The sequence below is a fragment of the Chenggangzhangella methanolivorans genome (assembly GCF_019797865.1).
GTDB lineage: Bacteria > Pseudomonadota > Alphaproteobacteria > Rhizobiales > Methylopilaceae > Methylopila > Methylopila methanolivorans.
Genome location: NZ_CP081869.1, coordinates 1,216,854 through 1,236,319, shown reverse-complemented (window position 1 = coordinate 1,236,319; position 19,466 = coordinate 1,216,854). Strand labels below are relative to the sequence as shown.

At 61.5% G+C, this 19,466-nt stretch carries 16 protein-coding genes, 1 tRNA gene and 2 pseudogenes; 12 read left to right on the top strand and 7 right to left on the bottom strand.

Annotated features, from left to right (window positions below):
* Positions 1 to 9 precede the first annotated feature (9 nt).
* The 9 genes and pseudogenes from K6K41_RS06585 (at position 10) to K6K41_RS30230 (ending at position 8,703) form a co-directional block, all read left to right on the top strand.
* Complete coding sequence (locus tag K6K41_RS06585; RefSeq protein WP_261404393.1) at positions 10 to 1,536, top strand: tripartite tricarboxylate transporter permease; 1,527 nt, start codon at positions 10 to 12, stop codon at positions 1,534 to 1,536.
* A gap of 11 nt (positions 1,537 to 1,547) precedes the next feature.
* A complete protein-coding gene (gene mdcA, locus K6K41_RS06580) occupies positions 1,548 to 3,206 on the top strand; it encodes a malonate decarboxylase subunit alpha (RefSeq protein ID WP_261404392.1) in 1,659 nt (552 codons plus the stop codon).
* A 5-nt stretch (positions 3,207 to 3,211) separates the two neighbouring features.
* A complete protein-coding gene (gene mdcC / locus K6K41_RS06575) occupies positions 3,212 to 3,526 on the top strand; it encodes a malonate decarboxylase acyl carrier protein (protein ID WP_261404391.1) in 315 nt (104 codons plus the stop codon).
* Positions 3,523 to 4,419 carry a biotin-independent malonate decarboxylase subunit beta gene (locus K6K41_RS06570; RefSeq protein WP_261404390.1) on the top strand — a complete coding sequence of 299 codons (897 nt, stop codon included), beginning with the start codon at positions 3,523 to 3,525 and terminating at the stop codon, positions 4,417 to 4,419. Before mdcC ends, K6K41_RS06570 begins: the two co-directional genes overlap by 4 nt.
* On the top strand, positions 4,416 to 5,132 hold the full coding sequence (locus K6K41_RS06565) for a biotin-independent malonate decarboxylase subunit gamma (protein WP_261404389.1): 717 nt from the start codon (positions 4,416 to 4,418) through the stop codon (positions 5,130 to 5,132). The genes K6K41_RS06570 and K6K41_RS06565 overlap by 4 nt, the downstream gene beginning before the upstream one ends.
* Positions 5,129 to 5,857: pseudogene (locus K6K41_RS06560) on the top strand (triphosphoribosyl-dephospho-CoA synthase); the annotation flags it as partial. The gene K6K41_RS06565 and the pseudogene K6K41_RS06560, both read left to right, overlap by 4 nt.
* A 130-nt stretch (positions 5,858 to 5,987) precedes the next feature.
* Positions 5,988 to 6,908 carry an acyltransferase domain-containing protein gene (locus K6K41_RS06555; RefSeq protein ID WP_261404388.1) on the top strand — a complete coding sequence of 307 codons (921 nt, stop codon included), beginning with the start codon at positions 5,988 to 5,990 and terminating at the stop codon, positions 6,906 to 6,908.
* A 640-nt stretch (positions 6,909 to 7,548) separates the two neighbouring features.
* Positions 7,549 to 8,222, top strand: a pseudogene (locus K6K41_RS30235) (tyrosine-type recombinase/integrase).
* Positions 8,107 to 8,703: a tyrosine-type recombinase/integrase gene (locus K6K41_RS30230; RefSeq protein ID WP_428978596.1), complete on the top strand. Its 597-nt coding sequence runs from the start codon at positions 8,107 to 8,109 to the stop codon at positions 8,701 to 8,703. The pseudogene K6K41_RS30235 and the gene K6K41_RS30230 overlap by 116 nt, the downstream one beginning before the upstream one ends.
* Here K6K41_RS30230 and K6K41_RS06545 read toward each other — a convergent pair.
* Complete coding sequence (locus K6K41_RS06545) at positions 8,586 to 8,942, bottom strand: hypothetical protein (RefSeq protein WP_261405909.1); 357 nt, start codon at positions 8,940 to 8,942, stop codon at positions 8,586 to 8,588. The two genes, K6K41_RS30230 and K6K41_RS06545, sit on opposite strands and share 118 nt — an antisense overlap.
* A 2,047-nt stretch (positions 8,943 to 10,989) precedes the next feature.
* Here K6K41_RS06545 and K6K41_RS06540 point away from each other — a divergent pair.
* Entirely contained in the window at positions 10,990 to 12,204 is a 1,215-nt protein-coding gene (locus tag K6K41_RS06540; RefSeq protein WP_261404387.1) for a site-specific DNA-methyltransferase, read from the top strand.
* Here the strand turns inward: K6K41_RS06540 and K6K41_RS06535 are convergent.
* From K6K41_RS06535 to K6K41_RS06515, 5 genes are all read right to left on the bottom strand, one after another.
* On the bottom strand, positions 12,201 to 12,905 hold the full coding sequence (locus K6K41_RS06535) for a hypothetical protein (RefSeq protein ID WP_261404386.1): 705 nt from the start codon (positions 12,903 to 12,905) through the stop codon (positions 12,201 to 12,203). The genes K6K41_RS06540 and K6K41_RS06535 overlap by 4 nt on opposite strands.
* 361 nt (positions 12,906 to 13,266) lie before the next feature.
* Positions 13,267 to 13,860, bottom strand: a complete 594-nt coding sequence (locus K6K41_RS06530; protein WP_261404385.1) for a hypothetical protein — start codon at positions 13,858 to 13,860, stop codon at positions 13,267 to 13,269.
* Positions 13,861 to 13,921: 61 nt separating this feature from the next.
* A complete protein-coding gene (locus K6K41_RS06525) occupies positions 13,922 to 15,157 on the bottom strand; it encodes a hypothetical protein (protein ID WP_261404384.1) in 1,236 nt (411 codons plus the stop codon).
* A 32-nt stretch (positions 15,158 to 15,189) separates the two neighbouring features.
* A complete protein-coding gene (locus K6K41_RS06520; RefSeq protein ID WP_261404383.1) occupies positions 15,190 to 15,957 on the bottom strand; it encodes a P-loop NTPase family protein in 768 nt (255 codons plus the stop codon).
* A gap of 230 nt (positions 15,958 to 16,187) precedes the next feature.
* Positions 16,188 to 16,277 (bottom strand) — tRNA-Ser (locus tag K6K41_RS06515).
* A gap of 226 nt (positions 16,278 to 16,503) precedes the next feature.
* Here K6K41_RS06515 and K6K41_RS06510 point away from each other — a divergent pair.
* Positions 16,504 to 17,292 carry an ion transporter gene (locus K6K41_RS06510; protein WP_261404382.1) on the top strand — a complete coding sequence of 263 codons (789 nt, stop codon included), beginning with the start codon at positions 16,504 to 16,506 and terminating at the stop codon, positions 17,290 to 17,292.
* Positions 17,293 to 17,296: 4 nt separating this feature from the next.
* On the opposite strand, the gene K6K41_RS06505 is transcribed toward K6K41_RS06510, so the two are convergent.
* Entirely contained in the window at positions 17,297 to 18,487 is a 1,191-nt protein-coding gene (locus K6K41_RS06505) for an MFS transporter (protein ID WP_261404381.1), read from the bottom strand.
* A 97-nt stretch (positions 18,488 to 18,584) separates the two neighbouring features.
* On the opposite strand from K6K41_RS06505, the gene K6K41_RS06500 reads away from it, so the two are divergent.
* The gene (locus K6K41_RS06500) at positions 18,585 to 19,337 is read left to right on the top strand and encodes an AraC family transcriptional regulator (protein WP_261404380.1); all 753 of its coding nucleotides are present in this window, start codon (positions 18,585 to 18,587) and stop codon (positions 19,335 to 19,337) included.
* Positions 19,338 to 19,466: the final 129 nt, after the last annotated feature.

Sequence of the window (19,466 nt, the reverse complement as noted above, 5' to 3'; positions counted from 1 at the left end):
GAGCCCCGGATGGACGATTTCTCCGCGCTGCTCGCAGGCTTCCAGGTCGCGCTCTCCTGGCACAATGTCGGCTTCATGATCGTCGGCGTGCTGCTCGGCATCGTGGTGGGGGTGCTGCCGGGCCTCGGCGGCCCCAACGGCGTCGCGATCCTGCTGCCGCTCACCTTCGGCATGGACCCGACCTCCGCCATCATCCTGCTGTCGTCGATCTACTGGGGCGCGCTCTTCGGCGGCGCCATCACCTCGATCCTGTTCAACATTCCCGGCGAGGCCTGGTCGGTCGCCACCACCTTCGACGGCTATCCGATGGCCCAGGAAGGACGCGCCGGCGAAGCGCTCACCGCCGCCTTCACCGCCTCCTTCATCGGCGCGATCTCGGGCGTGCTGCTCATCACCTTCGTCGCGCCGCTCGTGGCGAAGTTCGCGCTCAGGTTCGGGCCGGCCGAGTTCTTCGCCGTGTTCCTGCTGACGTTCTGCTCCTTCATCGGCATGGGCAAGGACAACCGCATCAAGATCCTGGTCTCGCTCTGCATCGGCTTTCTGCTCGCCGGCGTCGGCATGGACACGATCTCGGGCGACCTGCGCATGACCTTCGACGTCGCCGAGCTGATGCGCGGCTTCGACTTCCTCGTGGTGGTGATCGGGCTGTTCGGCGTCTCGGAGATCTTCCTCACGGTCGAGGAAGGGTTGGCGTTCAAGGGCAAGAAGGCGGCGATCGACCTCAAGGTCGTGCTGCGCACCTGGGCCGGGCTGCCGCGCTACTGGGCGACGCTGATCCGCTCCTCGATCGTGGGCATGTGGATGGGCGTGACGCCGGGCGGGGCGATCGCGGCCTCGTTCATGGGCTATGGCCTGGCCAAGCGCTTCTCCAAGCGCGGCGACAATTTCGGCAAGGGCGAGATCGAGGGCGTGCTGGCGCCGGAGACCGCAGCGCACGCCGCCGGCACCGCCGCCCTCCTTCCGATGCTCGCCCTCGGCATCCCGGGGTCGGCGACGGCGGCCGTGCTGCTCGGCGGGCTGATGATCTGGGGCCTGCAGCCCGGACCGATGCTGTTCGTCGAGCAGAAGGACTTCGTCTGGGGCCTGATCGCGAGCATGTATCTCGGCAATGTCGCCGGCCTTCTGATCGTGCTCGCGACCGTGCCGCTGTTCGCCGCGATCATGCGGATCCCGTTCGCGATCGTGGCTCCGATCATCTTGGTCGTGTGCGCGATCGGGGCCTACACGGTCGGCAACTCGATCTTCGACATCTGGCTGATGCTGCTGTTCGGGGTCGTGGGCTACGTGTTCAAGAAGCTCGGCTTCCCGCTCGCGCCGATGGTGCTGGCGCTGGTGCTCGGCGACCGCGCCGAAGACGCCTTCCGCCAGGCGCTGCTCGGTTCGGGCGGAAGCCTCAACGTGTTCTGGGCCAACGGCCTCGTCACCACGCTCGTCGTCCTCTCCGCCATCCTCCTCTTCTGGGGACCACTCTCAGACCTCGTCGGGTGGGCGCGCTCGCGGGGGCAGGGCAAGCCGGCTCTCGGGGCGGCCGAATAAGGAGGCCCGCGATGCTCGAAACAGCCAAAACCGCACGCGTCTGGGACACGCTCGAACGCAGCTACCGCGCCCGCATCGAGCGCGGCGCGGCCTTCGCGGACGGCAAGACCGTGCGGCGGGATGAGATCGTCAGCTTCCTCGAAGCGGTGATCGAGCCCGGCGACCGCGTCTGCATCGAGGGCAACAACCAGAAGCACGCGGATTTCCTCGCGTCTTCGCTTGCGAAGACCTCGACGGACGCGATCCGCGACCTCCACATCGTCCAGTCCAACATCGCGCTGCCGCCGCATCTCGACGTGTTCGAGCGCGGCACCGCTCGCCGCCTCGACTTCTGCTACGCCGGCCCGCAGGGGTTGCGCATGGCGCGGCTCGTCGGCGAGGGCAAAATCGAGGTCGGGGCGATCCACACCTATCTCGAGCTCTACAGCCGCTATTTCTGCGACCTCACCCCGCATGTGAGCTTCGTGGCGGCCGACGCCGCGGACGCCGACGGCAACCTCTATACCGGCCCCAACACCGAGGACACGCCCGCGATCGTGGAGGCCACGGCCTTCAAGTCCGGCGTGCTGATCGCGCAGGTGAACCGGCTCGTCGACAAGGTTCCGCGCGTCGACGTGCCGGGCGACTGGGTGAGTTTCGTCGTCGAGGCCCCGAAGCCCCATTACATCGAGCCGATCTTCACCCGCGACCCCGCCGTCATCACCGAGGTGCAGGTGCTGATGGCCATGATGGTCATCCGCGGGATCTACGAGAAATACGGCGTCACCCGGCTCAACCACGGCATCGGCTTCGACACCGCGGCGATCGAGCTGATCCTGCCGACCTACGCGCAGGATCTCGGCCTCAAGGGCAAGATCTGCCAGTACATGTCGGTCAATCCGTGCCCGACGCTGATCCCGGCGATCGAGAGCGGCTTCGTGGAGTCGATCCACTGCGCGGGCTCGGAAACTCGGCATGGAGGCCTATACGGCGGCGCGCTCCGACGTGTTCTTCACCGGCCGCGACGGCACGATGCGCTCGAACCGCATCTTCTGTCAGCTCGCCGGCCACTATTCCGATCTCTCATCGGATCGACGCTGCAGATCGACCTCGAGGGCAACTCCTCCACCGCGACGCTCTCGCGCATCACCGGTTTCGGCGGCGCGCCGAATTTCGGCTCGGAATCGCGCGCCCGCCGCCACGGCAGCGAGGCGTGGCTCAAGGCCGGCCGAGAGCAGCGGCTTTCCGGCGAGATGCCTCGCGGGCGAAAGCTCGTGGTCCAGATCGTCGAGACTTTCGGCGACGGCATGTCGCCCACCTTCGTGGAGCGGCTCGACGCCTGGGAGCTGCAGAAGACCTTCGACATGCCGCTGCCGCCCGTGATGGTCTATGGCGACGACCTGACCCATCTCGTGACCGAGGAAGGCATCGCCAATCTCCTGCTCTGCGACACGATGGAGGAGCGCGAGCAGGCGATCCGCGGCGTCGCGGGCTATACGCCGGTCGGGATGAAGCGCGACCGCGAGATGGTGGCGCGGCTGCGCGAAAAGGGCGCGGTGCAATACGCCGATGACCTCGGCGTCGACAAGCGCTTCGCGACCCGCGACCTGCTCGCCGCCCGCTCGATCAAGGATCTCGTGGCCTGGTCCGGCGGCCTCTACGACCCGCCCTCCCGTTTCCGGAACTGGTAAGCCCGATGGAGCATCTCGAATTCGACTATGACGGAACCGGTGAGAAGCCTGCCCGCGCCTTAGCGCTGGCGGGCGTCGTCGGCTCCGGCAATCTCGAGGTCCTGATCGAAGCCGCCGACCTCGGCGGACGCTGCGCCGCGGTCGTGGACACCTCGGTGCGGGGCTTCGGCGAGACATGGCGGCAGGTTCTGGCCGACTTCTTCGCCCGCCACGGCCTGTCTGACGTGCGCGTGTCGATCAATGACGGCGGCGCGACGCCTGCGGTGGTGAGCCTCCGCCTCGACCAGGCCGCGGCCGAGATCAAGGATGCTCAGGCATGAGGGTCGCGCGCCACAGCTTCTACGAGGCGACCGCGCGCAAGCGGATCGACGGATTGCTCGACGCCGGCTCGTTCCGCGAGTTCTGCGGACCGGCGGCCCGCATCGTCTCGCCCCATCTGCCGGCTCTCGGCATGCCGGTCGCCTTCGACGACGGCGTGGTGGTGGGCGAGGGGACGATCGACGGCCGCCCCGTGCTGGTCGCCGCGCAGGAAGGCGGCTTCATGGGCGGCGCTGTGGGCGAGGTCCACGGCGCGAAGATCACCGGTCTCCTGGAGCGCGCGCTCGACGTGAAGCCGGACGCGGCGATCCTTCTGCTCGACACCGGCGGCGTGCGTCTGCATGAGGCGAACGCCGGGCTCGTGGCCATGGGCGAAATCCAGAGGGCGGCGCTCTCGGCCCGGCACGCCGGCGTGCCCGTGATCGTCGCGATCGGCGGCAAGAACGGCTGCTACGGCGGCATGTCGATCGTCGCGCGCTCCTGCGACTGGATCGTGGCGAGCGAGGAGGGGCGGCTCTCGATTTCGGGGCCCGAGGTGATCGAGACCGTCGAGGGCATCGAGGAGTTCGACGCGCAGGACCGCGCGCTCGTCTGGCGCACGATGGGGGCCAAGCACCGGAGGCTGATCGGCGAGATCGACGCGCTGGTGGCCGACGACGTCGAAGCGTTCCGGACCGCGATCCTCGGCTTCGTCGGCCGGCCGCGCCCGCTCGATCTCGACGCGCTCGAGGCCGAGCACGAGATGCTCTCGCGCCGGCTCGAGCGCTTCTGGGACTGCGCCGACGGCCGCGACGTCTGGGCGCGGCTCGGGGTCAACGATCCGGCCTCGGTGCCGGCTCTCGACGCCGCGGGCTTCAACGGGCTGGTGGACGCGCTTTCCGGAGGACGGCCATGAGCGGTGCCATCGAGCGGGTTCTCGCGGACCTTTTCGGCGATGGCCACGGCGTCGTCCGCGACGGCGGAACGCTGACGGGCGTCGCCCGCTTCGACGGCCGGACCGTTACCGTGGTGGGCACCGCCGATCGCGCCGTCATCGGGGCCGACGTCGCGCTGAAGCTCGCCCGCGCGGTGCTCGACGCCATGCGCGACGAGCCGGGCCGCCCGATCCTCGTGATCGTGGACAACGCCGGCCATCGCCTGAGCCGCCGCGACGAGCTGATGGCCAACAATGGCTGCATCGCCCATCTCACCCGCTGCCTCGACGCCGCGCGCCGCCGCGGCCATCGCGTGATCGGGCTGGTGCACGATCTTGCGGTCTCCGGCGGCTTCATGGCCACGGGGCTGTCGACCGACCTGTGCTTCGCGCTGCCGGGCTCGGAAGTGCGCGTCATGGCCCCGGCCGCGATGGCGCGCGTCACCAAGATCCCGCTGGAGCGCCTGGAAGAGCTCTCCGCCGCCAATCCGGTGCTCGGGCCGGGCGTCGAGAACTTCATCCGGGTCGGCGGCCTCGAAGGCGTCTGGGACGGCGACCTCAAGGCGCGGTTCCGCGAGGCGCTTTCGCGCCCGCTCGACGGGGCCGACATGCGGCGATCGCTTGGCGAGAGCCGCGGCGGGCGAACGGTGGCGGCGCGCATCGCGGCGAAGGTCAGGGCGGGAGCCTCCTCGTGACGGCGCTCGCGCTTTGCGGGCGAACCCTCGCGCCTGCAAAGGCCCGGCGGATCGATGATCTGGCGACAGCCGCGCTGGAGCAGGAATTGGCCTGCTATCCGAAGCCCGGCCTCGTCAGTCTCGTCGACACCGGCGCGCATGACGACATGGACGCCTCGACGTTTCGCGCAAGCATCGCGGCGCTGAGAGGCTATTTCGGCGAGATGGCCGAAGCGGGAGCCGCGGACGCCGATTTCGCCGTTCTGAACGTCGCCGGCCGGCGCGCCGAGGCGCGCATGTTCGCCGAGACCCGAGGCGTCAACACCCATCGCGGCGCTGTGTTTTCGCTCGGCCTCATCGCGGCGGCGGCGGGACGGGCGCGATGCTCGAATGCGGAGACGATCTGCCGGACCGTCGCGATGCGCTGGGGGCCGGACATATTGGCGGCGGGCGCCGCCGCGCGCGAGCCCAGCCACGGCGCGATCGTGCGCGCGCGCCACAAGGCGCCCGGCGCGCGGGAGGAGGCCGCAGCCGGCTTTCCGACCGTCACAGGCTGCGCGCTGCCGGCGTTCAGGGCCGCCCGCGCCGCCGGCGCCTCGCTGAACGACGCCATGATCGACGCCGTCTTCGCCATCATCGCGACGCTCGAGGACAACAACCTGCTCTATCGCGGCGGCGCGGAGGCGCTCGGCCGCGCCCAGCGCCTCGCGCTCGACTTTCTCGCGCGAGGCGGGATCGCGGCGCCGGGAGGACGCGATCGCGCGATCGGGATCCACCGGATCTTTGTGGCTGAACGCATGAGCCCGGCGGCGCGGCCGATCTCCTCGCCGCGACGATGTTCCTCGCGGCGCTGGAGAGCGGCCCGGAGCCAGGCGCTTGCCGCTAGCGATCCTCTGCTCGGGACAGGGCGGCCAGCACGCGGACATGTTCGCGTCCGTGGCGACGGAAGCGGCGGCCGAGCCGGCGCTGCGCAAGCTTTCGGAACTGACGGGTTTCGCCGTCGCCCAGGGCCCGCTCACGGCCGGGGCCGACGCGCTCGCGGAGAACCGGACGGCCCAGCTTCTCGTCGTGGGCCACGCATTGGCGGCGCACGCCGTGCTGGCGGCGCAGGGCGTCGAAGCCGTCGTCTTCGCCGGGTACAGCGCCGGCGAGATCGCCGCACATGGCTGCTCGGGGGCGCTCGACGCGATCGCGACGCTCGATCTCGTGGCCGAGCGCGGCCGGGCGATGGACGCCGCCTGCGCGGGCGCGCCCCAGGGCATGCTGGCGACGATCGGCCTTAGGCTCGCCGAGGCCGAGACGCTGGCGGCGGCCGCCGGCGTCGCCGTGGCGATCGTCAACGGCCCCGACCATGTCGTGGTCGGCGGGCCGCTCGACGCGCTCGACCTCTACGAGGCCGAGGCCGCGCGGCGCGCGCGCCATGTCCGGCGGCTTGGCGTCCGGGTCGCGTCGCACACACGCTGGCTCGCAGCCGCCGCCCCGCGCTTCGCCGCGGCGATCGCGGCCTCGCCATGGCGCGCGCCGGCGGCGCCGACGCTTTCGGGCCTCGACGGTCGCGTCGTCCGCGACAAGGCCGCGGCCGCCGATCTGCTTTCCCGCCAGCTTCACGAGCGGCTCGACTGGATGCGATGCCTCGAATCCGTGTTCGAGTACGGCGCCACCGCCGTGCTCGAGATCGGCCCCGGCCGGGCGCTCACGCGGATGATCGAAGAAAGCTTCCCCCGCGTCGCGGCCCGCGCCTTCGAGGATTTCCGCACGCCTGCGGGCGCGGCGGCATGGGCCGTTCGGCAGCGCTGACTGAACCGACCGACTATCGCACGCCAGTCTCGGCCCGTCGCGCCGGGCGCTCCCGCCGGGGCGACGGATGTGGCGCTGCTCTCGCGGGGCGAGCGAGGTCTCGAAAACGCTCTGACCTCGTCGTCGGCGACCGTCGGCATGAGCATGTCGCGAGACGGGACCGCTTCCGCTCCAGCAGCTTGTCGAGCGTCGCGTCGGACGAGCCGTCGCGGAACGTCGGATCGCCCGCGATCGGGACATGGGCAGAGAACGGCTTGTTCTGACAGACGCGATCGACGCGACACGCCATTGGGCCCCGCATCGGAGGCGCTACCTGGACTCAGAGTGGTCCAGATAAGCCAACGATTTGAGCGTGGCGGTGGCGGAGAGGGTGTCCCCCTAAACCAGCTCTACCGGGCTCCTTGGGGCTGCACAAATCTGCTGGAAAATGAACGGTTTCCGGCGTATATTCTCATCATCAACTCCACTGAGCTCCGCCGAAATCGTCAGCCATTGTTTGGGCCGGCGTTGGGGCCGAGCTGTGCCTGAGGCATGCGATGATGCGGAAACTGAACAAGCTTAACGCGCAAAGGGTGAAGTCGCTCCTCAGCTGTAGCGATAGCAGCGATACACCTCGTCCACGTCGGTATGGCGACGGCGGATATCTCTACCTATCGATTTCGGCAGACGCTCGCGACGGCGATGGGTTTTCCTCTACCGCTGGAAGCCCGCTGGAATAAGCGGCACTGGGAAATTGAAGGAACTGGGGCTTGGAAGCGCGACCACAATCGATTTGAAGCGCGCGCGGGAGAAGGCGGCGGAACTGCGGGGCTACCTAGATCGCGGGCTCGATCCCAAAGAGGCGCGAAAGCCCGCGGCAAAAATGCCGACGTTTGGCGAGGTCGCCGACACGTTCATCGAGTCGAAAACGCCCTCGTGGCGCAATCCGAAAAGCGCTGCGCAGTGGCAAATGACGCTGAGCGTCTATTGCGGCGCAATTCGCGATATCCCCGTGGACCAAATTACCGTCGAGCACGTGCTATCCGTGCTTCAGCCATTTGGCTTAAAAAACCCGAAACGGCTCAACGCTTAAGAGGGCGAATTGAAAACGTTTTGGACTCCGCGCATCAGCGAAAATTTCGTAGCAGCGAAAATCCGGCTCGATATCGAGAGAGCCTGAAACACCTTCTCCCAATTCCCAAAAAACTCACGCGCGGAAATCACAAGGCTCTGGCAAAAGACGAAATACCGAGCTTTTACGCCCGGCTCGAAATGCTCGATTCAGTCAGCGCAATTTGTCTCAAGTATCATTTTGACCGCTGCTCGGAGCGGTGAGGCAATAGGCGCAAAATGGGATGAGATCGATCTTGGCGCGAAAACATGGACAGTGCCCGCGGCGCGGATGAAAGCCGGCCGCGAGCACTCAGTCCCGCTATCCGAGCAGGCCTGCGCGATTCTCCGAAAAATGGAGAAGCTTCGGAAAAGCGAGTTTGTGTTTCCCGGCGATAAGCCAGAGCGGCCACTGTCAGGAATGTCGCTAACGATGGTTATGCGTAGGCTGAAGGTCGATGCGACCGTTCATGGTTTCCGTAGCTCGTTTCGAGATTGGGCGGCCGAAAACGGCGTAGATTTCCATATGGCCGAGACAGCGCTCGCTCACACCGTCCGCAACTCGACGACCGCCGCCTATCTTCGAACTCAGCTTATCAACGAACGCCGTCCCATGATGAAGGCGTGGGCTGAATACTGCGCTCCTCTAGAGGCCCTCGCGCAGAGATCGAAAAAGCGACGTCTATCGTTGAACGCTGCCGCATAGTTAGACGAGCGGCTGGCCGCCCTCTTCAGATGTAACCGGTTCAGATGCGGGCCGCTCCTTTGTGGGCGGCCCTTTTTGGCTTTTGCTTTGGCGGGAAAACCCAGCTCGATGAAACGAAGGACGCTATCAGCAGTGTATTTTGCCCTACGTCCAAAATAGATGCGATCCAGTATGCCGTCTTTGGCTAACTGAAATAGATACGACTTACTGAGCCCCGTTATCTCGACCAACTCTTTCATATCGTAAAGGCGTCTGCTTCGATCTGACATTGCTTTTTCTCCATAGAGAAAGCGCCATGCTTCCTACGAAGCGCCTTTACCCAATCCCAGAATTTGGTCTCGATCTCTCCTATACGTGAGAAGGATGGTCTATGGCATCACTGCAGAAGTGTTCGAAGCGAATACAGGTACGAGTCAATAAATCGGCGTTTATCGACTGCCTTCTGGCAACTGCAGAGGCGGCCGTCGTTTCTCCCACTCTGAATGCTGATAGCTTCGCACATCTAAGCGCATATCTCTCGAGAAGCCCAATTAGATTAAATGGCACACATGCGGTGCCACCATCGTTAACTTTTTCCGAAACGGGACTGGAAGTTGGGGGACTGCTGTGGGGAAATAGATCACGCAACGGCAAAACGGAGATAATTGAAGTTCAAAGAATGACACCAATTTCGGCTGTCAACCGCGGCGATGGTTTTATCGAATGGACGCCTACCTCTGTTGACCTCATGCGCCGGCTGGCCAAATCCGCGTCAGCTCCATGGTCCCTTATTGGCGATTTTCATTCCCATCCCTTGTTGGAAGTTCCAAAGAGCGAAATCGTCCGACGTCGCTTATTTGGGCCAAGCCGTCAGGATCGCGTCCACAAATGGAGCCGTACAAACGTGGGTTGAGTCTAATAATGTCAATCTCGCTTAGGAGTCATCGCGAGAGAAAGGTTGCTACAACTCGCGGGATTTCTAATACGTTCGTTGAGATAGATGACTTCCAAATTTGGATGACTGCGTTCTTTTCAGCTTCAATAAAGCGCGCGCCAACTCCAAAGATAATGATCGAATAGACAATCAATCTCATATACAATTATCATCCGCTCTTACTCACTTTTTGAGAAAAGTGGTAAACTGAGAGGTTGCTGCTCAATGCCGCGACGACATCAACCGAGGTCCATTCCGGTCGACAACTAATTTCCGTCGAAGCTGCGCTTCCCTTCGATCATGGAAATCCAGTCAGAGGAACTTCACGGGCAAGCGTGCCCACTAAGATGCCTGAAGTACGACTATTGCATAGAGCCGACGATGAAACAGTTCGACACGCGCTATGACACACACACTCTTCCAGCTAATTTAGTAAAGGATGTGCAGATACGACATTAGGAGTCGGTACTTTGCACAGCGACATTATAATGCATTGGTCGAAATGGATTGAAGAACTTATTAGCCGCCCCGGCTGGGAGGCATATTTTGTAACTTTTCTATTTAAACCGATATCTGGGTCCGAGGAAATTGTTCTAGAATGCATGACGGCAGATGTCAGTTCGTTCTATGGCCACCTTTTGACAAGGTCAGTCAGATACCCTCGCGCACTTAGCTCAATTCCATTTCGACCTATTCTGCTCGGTGGCCCAGACTGGCCCGTGGCGAAATGCACAAAAACTGACATCCGAGGCTGGGAGGTTAATGACGGCGTACATATGCACGCCATATGCACGCTTTCAAAACGAAGTCGAAATAAAGGTGATCTGCTTACTTCTCTCGCAACGCGCGAGCGAGATTTTTTCTACGGCACCCGATTTTTGCGGAACGTCCATGTAGTCAAAATAAACCGCACACCGGAGCGGGTTGGCCCATACATCCTTAAATGCGCCAAGCGATTGATGCGGGGGACCGACAGCCTATGGATATATCCGCCGAGCTTGTCAGAGCCAACTCGAGGTGAATATCTCGGGAATGTCCAACTAATGAGATAAGGCGAACGTGGACCGTCAGCCGCGCAACCCCTTCGGCGAGTGACCTATCGTCGGATGTCAAACTTAGTAGCGGAAACGTCACCAACTTCGCCGCGAAATAACGTAGCTTTCCCGACGATTCGGAAGCACGCACCGGCTAGGACCGCCGCTGCGAAGGCGTTCGTCGTGATTGACCCCTTAACTAGTTCATCGTTAACGAACTGAAAATACAAACAAATCTACTATTGAACAATGGGTCATTTGCAGCCAAACGATTTTGCTCGTCTGAAGCCCTCTAGCGGGCATTTCGATCGGTGGACTGGCCGACGCCCGTTAGCCACCTTGGGCACGAATGCGGGCTCAGCACAGCTCCCTTTTCAGGGATGGCGAAAATTTAAGGAGGCGTTCGCGCCTGAGTTAATCGCTATGGCTGTTGCGGAACATCCAGCCAAGGTGCACCGCATTTTTGATCCGTTTGGCGGATCGGGAACAACGGCGCTAGCGGCTCAGTTTTTGTGGCTCGATGCCTCAACGATCGAGATCAATCCTTACCTCGCTGATTTGATCGAGGCAAAACTCAATGCGCCTGAGCCGGTTGAAATTGCCGGCGAGTTAGCGCGCTTGCTAAACACCGCTGACCGCCAGCGGAGTGATTTGGCCGTTTTCTTCCAAGGCGCGCCCAAAACGCTTATTGAACCCGGCGACAAGGGCCGCTGGATTCTCGGAAGAGAAATGGCACAGGAGGCCGCATCACTGTTGGACGCGCTGCCGGTCATCATTGACGATCGCATGCAGCGTCTTTTCCGTGTGCTTCTGGGAGCAGTGATCGTTGACAACTCGAACGCAGTAATTAGCGGCAAGGGGCGACGCTATCGAAAAGGGTGCGAAACTCGTTCGGGTACCGCCGCCCAACTCCGGATTTCGTTTATTGAAGCGGTTGCAAAAGCAGCCAAAGACATTGCGATGTATTCCGGGCAACGCTCCTCGCAGTACGATCTCTATCGGGGGGATGCTCGAGAACTTGTTAAGCGCATCGACGGTTTTGATGTTGCAATATACTCTCCACCTTACCCAAACTCTTTCGATTATACAGACGTATATAACAGAATTATGGATGCTAGGTTATTTAACAAATTCAGACGAAATCGCGCTCTCCGATCTGCAACACTTTCGTCTCACGTTCAGCTCAGTCGCTTGTATAAACCTGCGCCACGTGGATCAAGCAGCCTCGATTTAACGTTGGAGCGACTCGAAAAAGTTGCGCCGACGTTGTGGAATAAAAATATTCCTGCAATGATCGGTAGTTATTTTGCAGAAATGATCGGAATTGTAAGCGATATTGCGCGCAATGGAAGCTCTAGTGGACGGCAATGGCTTATTGTTGGCGATAGCCGATACGCCGGCATCGATGTACCTGTCGGAGAAATCCTTCTCGAACTATCTCGTTCGGTTGGGCTTACCAAATTGAGAAGTGATCCTTTCCGCTCTATGCGAGCCGCACCTCAACAAGGTGGGAGACCCGAGCTTCGAGAAACGCTTATCGTGCTTAGCAACTAAGCAGCACAACTGTCTCTATAATCATCCGCAGTGCCATACAGCGCTTCCAGATGTAAATTTAATTCGTCAGCCACAGCCGCGGCCGAATGCGGCGAATAGAGATCGTTTCCTCGTGCATCGATTTTGCGCATATCGTAGGTGACCAGCCACCCCTCTGTAGCCTCGAGTTCTTTACGATATTCGCGAATTTGCTTGTACCCCCGGGCTATATGTTTAACTAAAGCTGCGGCGGGCGTAGGCCGCCCTGTTGAAGAGAACGAACGGACCACTTTCAGTTCAACCGCTGCGCTGGTTTTCCATAGCCCAGCAGCCATTCTTTTCCGAATAACTATATCAACACGGCCACTTCGTAATGTGTGCTCCATCTCTATTTTATGATTGTCAATGAGTCGAGAGCTCAAGAAGAGCCACAACAGCTCCTGGATATTTTTTTCGGCCGCTTTCACAGGAATGTAGTTTGTCCCGTCAAGCCAAGTCCTTATCTGAGACTCTTGACAATTAGGAGTGACAACAAACTTTTCTGCAAACCGTTCTAATAAATTCAATACAGGGGTGGACTCTAAGTCTTCCTCTCCCACCTCAAGCCGAACAACCGATTCTTCAGCCTCAACTCCCGTTGGGTAGAAAGAGATTGTCCGCTTTGAAAACTCAATCGCTATGGCGGGTTGATTGCCCAGCCCGAGCGACTCGATTTCGTCCATGGCGTCGCCAAGCGTAGTGCCCGAAAACGCTCGCCTTCCGGCAGAATGAAGAGTCGAAGGCACCAACCAAAGGTGGCCCGCTAACTGAGGTCCTTTCTCGACATTTGCAACGCGATCAGCGCTCAACCTCTTGCGATCCTCCCTCAACTCGGAGGTTAGGACAAACGGCAAAGTCACCATTCGCACCTCATAGAAATCGAGTTTTCTGTTGAAAGGCGATTGCGTGTGACGCGTACAACGCGCGTGTAAAACTGATCAACTGGGTCGATCGAAGAGTCCGGCTGTTCCCCATAACTTTCAAGCGCCACACGACGCATTTCTTCTATTGAAGAATTTCCTAAATCAAGCGAATTTGCCGACTTCATGAACGCAACACCGATGCTCGCTTCTCAAGCAAATGGATATAAAACTGAAGCTTTTCACCTCGGCTAGGTATCATTGATGTAGGAAGCGCCCGATCGAAGGCGTTAGCTACATTCAGCGAGTAATTGGCGTTCCGGTACTCCGCAAAATCGATTACGTCTCCACGGCCCGTGCGATTATCTGTCCATGTCACGTCAGACATCACTATGTGCGGTAGCTCATCGGCAAATGGAGAAACCGAAAAAGCTAGCGCCTTCAAAAAGTCTCTAACCGCTTTTTCGTCGGAGAAGACGTCCAACTTATCTAATAGCGGACGAGCAGCTTTATAATTGAGCCCGATCTCACCCTCAGCCACCCATTCCGAGTTAATGCACTTGGCCTCGAGCTTCGTTAGATCGACGAGCCCATTAAATATTAGAGTATCTAAGGCCTGCCGCACCTCAGGATAATATGGATATCCTTTCTTTAGTATCTTCCCGTCAAGTGGATCAACATCCCATAGCGGTGCAAGTAAATTGCCCAGATAGGCAAACCCATGGACAGTCCTAAATCCAACTGGCGCGAACCCGGCATGCTCGATGCCGTCGAGCATTTGGAGAACGCGCAATTGAACGCGCTCCGGAGATCGATCTATAGATTTCCGATTTGATCCTCTAGCGGTGCGCATCGGTTCCATCGACTTCTTGGTCCTGACCGTCAATAATCTTTTTGATAAAAGACTGATAGCGATCAGCATCCATAGTAACTGCAGCTGTTGGCGCAGCGTATTGTACTAGGTTCATAATCCGCTCTTTGCGAGCGTTACCTTTAGGAACACCTGCGAGAAGTGAATTTAAAAGATTATCATTTACAAGATTGGAAGTTACGACTACGCGATTTGCACTTCCGTTTTCAGGGGCAAACAATCGGAATTGTTCTCCCGCGCGTTCGGCAAATAAGAAATCAAGGCCAGCTTCCGGTGTATCGACGATAAGACAAGCTCCGGCGCTTTCAGATAGTATATTTAACACCGACATTCGGAATGCGATGTCAATATACTCTCTTTGAGAGAGTGAAACAGCTTCAGGAGCGCTGCGCAAAGTTTCACCAGCGACGGCTCCGCCAGACAGCGCAACTTGAAAAGATGGAAAGCGAAACCGAGCACCTTCTTGACCAATGCGTTCGTCCTGCCCAATGTAAGTGAGGTGGCAAGTTTCGCGCATGAATGCATTTGAGAATTTTGCAAAAAGATTAGCGATAGCGTCTTGTTGATCTCGAACTGTCTCTTCTAGGGTCTCAACCAAAGAACGAAGGTCCTGTTCGGCAAAACGCTGCTTATCCAACGCTTCATTCATAAGCTCACTGAGGGTCTCTACCGCAATGCGTCGACGTGTGACGTCGTCAGATTCAAGTGCCAAATTTCTGCGAAGCGCAAGTTGTTTCGATAAAATAGAATTGAGCTCACGCTCTGCAAGTTGCAGTTCTCTGATATTCGCTTGAATGTCTAACTCAATTTCTGACAGACGATTTGCGCTTGCTTCTGCCTGTTCGGCAGCGACTTTGTAATTTTTCGTAATGATATCGATTCGAGAACGATCGATATGCTCAATATTATTTGTCGCTGTAGGTGACGGGATCGGCTGTTCACAGTATGGACAAGAATTGTGAGTTATAGCGTTCTGAATTTTTTCAGCGAGCTGCGGCGCGTCTTGGCCACAGCATGCGCATTTCGTTTGTTCAACAATCCGTCCAAGCGCCAATTTCGCGACTGGCGGAATGTCCGCGAATAGTTGAGTAATTAGACGAAGTTTGGCTCCGTCGAGTTCGTTCAAAAGCTGATCGCGTTCATGTTCGGCTCGCATCCTGGAGCGACGCTCTTGAAGCTGTTCGTCTTCACAGGCTTCCAGCATTCGGCGTAGCTCGTCGCGGCGGTCAGATGTCGCTAAAGTTGTTTTTCTGAAACATATAAAGCAGCCTGATTTTCATCGCGCGACTGCAGTGTGCGAACGGCTTCATCGAGAGCATGGCGTGCCTTATTAACTTGGACTCGCGTATTTCGCGCAGAACTGTCCGCCTCGACGATAATCCTCTGCAGCGACAACGTACGTTGCGCTTCGGCCGGCGTGGTCGATAGTGTGGCGCGAAATATCTGACGCTGAGCGCTTTCGTCCCAAACTAGAGAGCGCCTGTCTTCGAAAACAAAAACAAGGAATCTCAAAACTATAAGCACATCGAAAAAGCTTCCTGTGCTCATAAGTTCGGCGATCGTGGGTTGATAGATGTCCCGATCGTCATTGCCAATCGGCAACTGCTTGTCATCGACACAAAACGATACGAGTGCGAGATCGTCCAATCTACGAGTTATAACAAGTTTGTGAGAACCTAAGCGTAGTGATAACTCCGCCTTAGCCGATCGCGCTTGATCAGACACGCGCCTCGCGAATAGGCGGCGGTCTGCGATCATAACGGGCGCCACGTCGGGCTGCCCTAATTCCCCCTCGAGAGCTCGTCGATTTAAATCCCAAGGGCCCGTCAGCATGCGAAAAATGAGGGCGACCAATGTCGACTTTCCGAGACCATTCACGCCAATTAGCGCGTTCGGACCATCGCGAAAATTCCAGACAAAAGCGTCGGCCTCGTTCGGCCGATACAATGCGTAATCGGTGACCCTTAATGTCTGAAAGATTGGAAAGCTTACGGTTTGAGGCATTGGTACGCGGCGGCCCTTCGCAAAAGCCCATGAGGTACCGAAGGCTTAAGCCCTCGGTTGGCGGTCGTCTACCTGATCGCCGTTAAGCCAAAAGGCACAGCCCCCGTAACCAAGGCGACACAGAGCGCCCGCATGGGAGAGACCTCTTCGAGCAACGTTGGGGCCTCTGATTGGGCCGCCATCGCGCCGACAAAAAAAGATAAGATAAATCAATGCCTTAGAAGCGGCATTGGCGGAGAGGGTGGGATTCGAACCCACGGTACGGTTGCCCGCACAACGGTTTTCGAGACCGTCCCAATCGACCACTCTGGCACCTCTCCGCAAAGAAGATGAGGTCGTTTGGAAGGCGCTTCCCTTACACCGGGAGCGACGCGCCGCACAAGCGGTAAACGGGATCGGGCCCGACCGTTTTCGCAGATGCGGCCGAAGCGGCCCGGGCTCGCGCCATCGCGCCTTGACGCGCCGGGCCCGCGCCCGGACATAGACGCCGCGAAACCGCGCGCCGCCTTGCCCCGAATCCCCCGCGAACGTCTCCGAGAGCCGCCGATGTCCGTCCTCGCCCGCATCGTCGGCCATCCGCTGACCGAGCGCGTCATCCTGGTCCTGGTGGTCGTCAACGCCATCACGCTCGGGCTCGAGACCAGCCCCTCGATCATGGCGCGGTACGGCGGCCCGCTGCATCTGCTCGACCAGGCGATTCTCGCGGTGTTCGTCGTCGAGATCGTCGCGCGGCTCGCGGTGCGCCGGCTCTCGTTCTTCCGCGATCCCTGGTCGGTGTTCGACTTCGCGATCGTGGCGATCTCGCTGCTGCCGGCGACCGGCCCCCTGCAGGTGCTGCGCGCGCTGCGGGTGCTGCGCGTGTTCCGCCTCATCACGCTCGCGCCTTCGCTCAAGCGCGTCGTCGGCGCGCTCGTCGGCGCGCTGCCGGGCATGGGCTCGATCGTCGTGCTCTTGATGCTCGTGCTCTACGTCTTCGCCGTGATGGCGACCCATCTCTACGGCGCGGACATGCCGGAAAAGTTCGGCACGCTCGGCATCTCGCTGTTCACGCTGTTCCAGCTCGTCACGCTCGACGGCTGGTCGGGCGAGATCGTGAAGCCCGCGATGGAGACCCATCCTTACGCGTGGATCTTCTTTATCACCTTCATCCTCGTGAGCTCGTTCACGGTGTTCAACCTGTTCATCGGCGTGGTGGTGAACGCCATGCAGGCCGAGCACGACCTCGAGATCGCCGAGCGCACGGGACGCCCGCCGGTCTCGATGGACGATCTCATGCAGGAGCTGAAGCAGCTCCGCGCCGAAGTGGCGGAGCTGAAAGGCCGCGGCGGGGCCTGAAGGCTCACTCGGCCGGCAGCGGCGCAGGGGCCGCCCGCGCGACGCCATAGAAGGCGGCCGCGCAGGCGAGGATGACGGCCGCGATCGCGGCGGCGGCGGCGAGCGTCGCCGGAAAGCCGCCGATCCCGTGGGTCCAGGCGATGAAGGGCGCGGCGAAGCCGCTCGCGGTGAAGCCCAGGAAATAGCGCACGCTGTAGGCCTTGGCGCGCACATGGGCGGGCACGTAGCGCGCCACCATGGCGTCGTTCACGACCACCTGCCCGTAGATGCCCGCCATCGCCATCGCGAGGCCTGCCACGAGCGGGACGCCGACGCTCAGCGCCGCGATCGCGAGCCCGCAGGCCTGCACGCTCGCAAGCCCGAGGAAGATCAGGGGGAGGGGCTTGGTATCGAGCAGGCGGCCGACGGTGAGCTGCGTCAGCGCGCCGAACACGAACACGGCGGTGGCGAGGGAGCCGAGCAGCGCGAGCGGCAGGTCGAAGCCGAGCCGTTCGTCCAGCGCCTTCGGCAGCGAGATGGTGGTGACGTTGAACGTCATGCCGCCGGCGATGATGATGGCGGCGAAAAGCGCGAGCAGAAGCGCGGGACGGCCGGCGCCCGGCGCGGTCTGCGGGGCGCGGGCCGCAGAGCGGTCCTCGCCGTCATGCGGCACCATCGCGAGGAAGGCGACGCCCGCCGCGAGGCAGACGAGGCCGGGCGCCGCGAACGCCGCCCGCCAGCCGAGCCACGCGGCGATGAGCGCCGTGACGCCCGAGGCGAGGCCCGCGCCGAGATTGCCCCAGACGCCGTTGCGGCCGAGGTCGCGGCCGAGCTGGTCGGTGTGGCTGACGAGCATGGCCGAGCCGATCGGGTGGTAGATCGCGGAAAACACGCCGAGCACGAACAGCAGCGCGCCGAAGGCGAGCGCCGTGGTCGCGAAAGAGAGCGCGATCAGCGAGGCGCCGCAGCCGAGGAAGAACGTCGCCAGCAGGTTGCGACGGCCGAACTTCTCGGAAAGCCAGCCCATCGGCAGCGAGAACAGGCCGAAGGCGAGGAAGGCGCCGGTCGAAAGCCCGATCAGCGCGCCGTAGTCGAGGCCGAGATCAGGGCCGATCGCGATGACGGCGGTCGGATAGATTAGCAGCACGAAATGGTCGGCGGCGTGCGCCACGTTGACGAAGCGGATGGTGCGGCGCGACAGGTCGTTCGGGGCCATCGGGCGTCCTCGCGAAGTTTCGCTCCTCCATAGCCTTGACCCGCGCGCGGCGTCAGGCCGAAATCGGCGCCGATCGGGCCAAAGCGAGGTCGCGCCGATGCGCTCCGTCACCGCCGCCGACTACCAGGACGTGCCGCGGCCCGTCGCCGTGATGGACAAGGCGTTCGCGCAGGGATCGCGCACCGGCGCGCACAGCCACAAGCGCGCGCAGCTGCTGTACGCCGCCTCCGGGCTGATGACGGCGGCCGCGGCGCACGGCGCCTGGGTGGTGCCGGAAGGACATGCGCTGCTCATTCCGCCGGGCGTCGAGCATGAGGTGGCGATGCATGGGCCGGTCGCAATGCGCAGCGCGTATCTTGCGGCCGACGTCGTTCCCGAATGGCCGGCGCGGTGCCGGGTGCTCAAGGTCTCGGCGCTGCTGGAGGCGAGCCTCGCGGCGCTCGCCGAGGAGCCGGTGGTCTATGACGAGGGCGCTCGCGGCGGGCATCTCGCCGCGCTTATCCTCGACGAGATCGCGCGCGCGCCCGAGACGTCCTATGTCGCGCCGATGCCGGCCGACGCGCGGCTCCGCCGGCTTTGCGAGGCGCTGGTGGACGACCCCGCCGCGGCCGCCGGCCTCGACGACTGGGCGGTCGAGATCGGCATGAGCCGCCGCACGCTGACGCGGCGCTTCCGGGAGGAGACCGGGCTCAGCTTCGGCGACTGGCGGGCGCGGCTTCGACTCTTCGCCGCGATGGCGCGGCAGGCGCGCGGCGAGGAGGCGCGGGAGGTGGCGGCGGGCGTCGGCTACGCCGACCCGCGCGCCCTGCAGGCGATGATGCGCCGGCTCTCGCGCCAGACCGCCGGCTGACCGGGGCCGCCGGCCGGCTGACCAAAACGCGCATTGACGGGCGCCGTCGGCTCGGGAATTGTCCCGGCCTCGGGGCTCCTCGCGACCGCCCCGTCAGGCTAAGGCCCAAAGCCGGCCCAAGGATCGCGT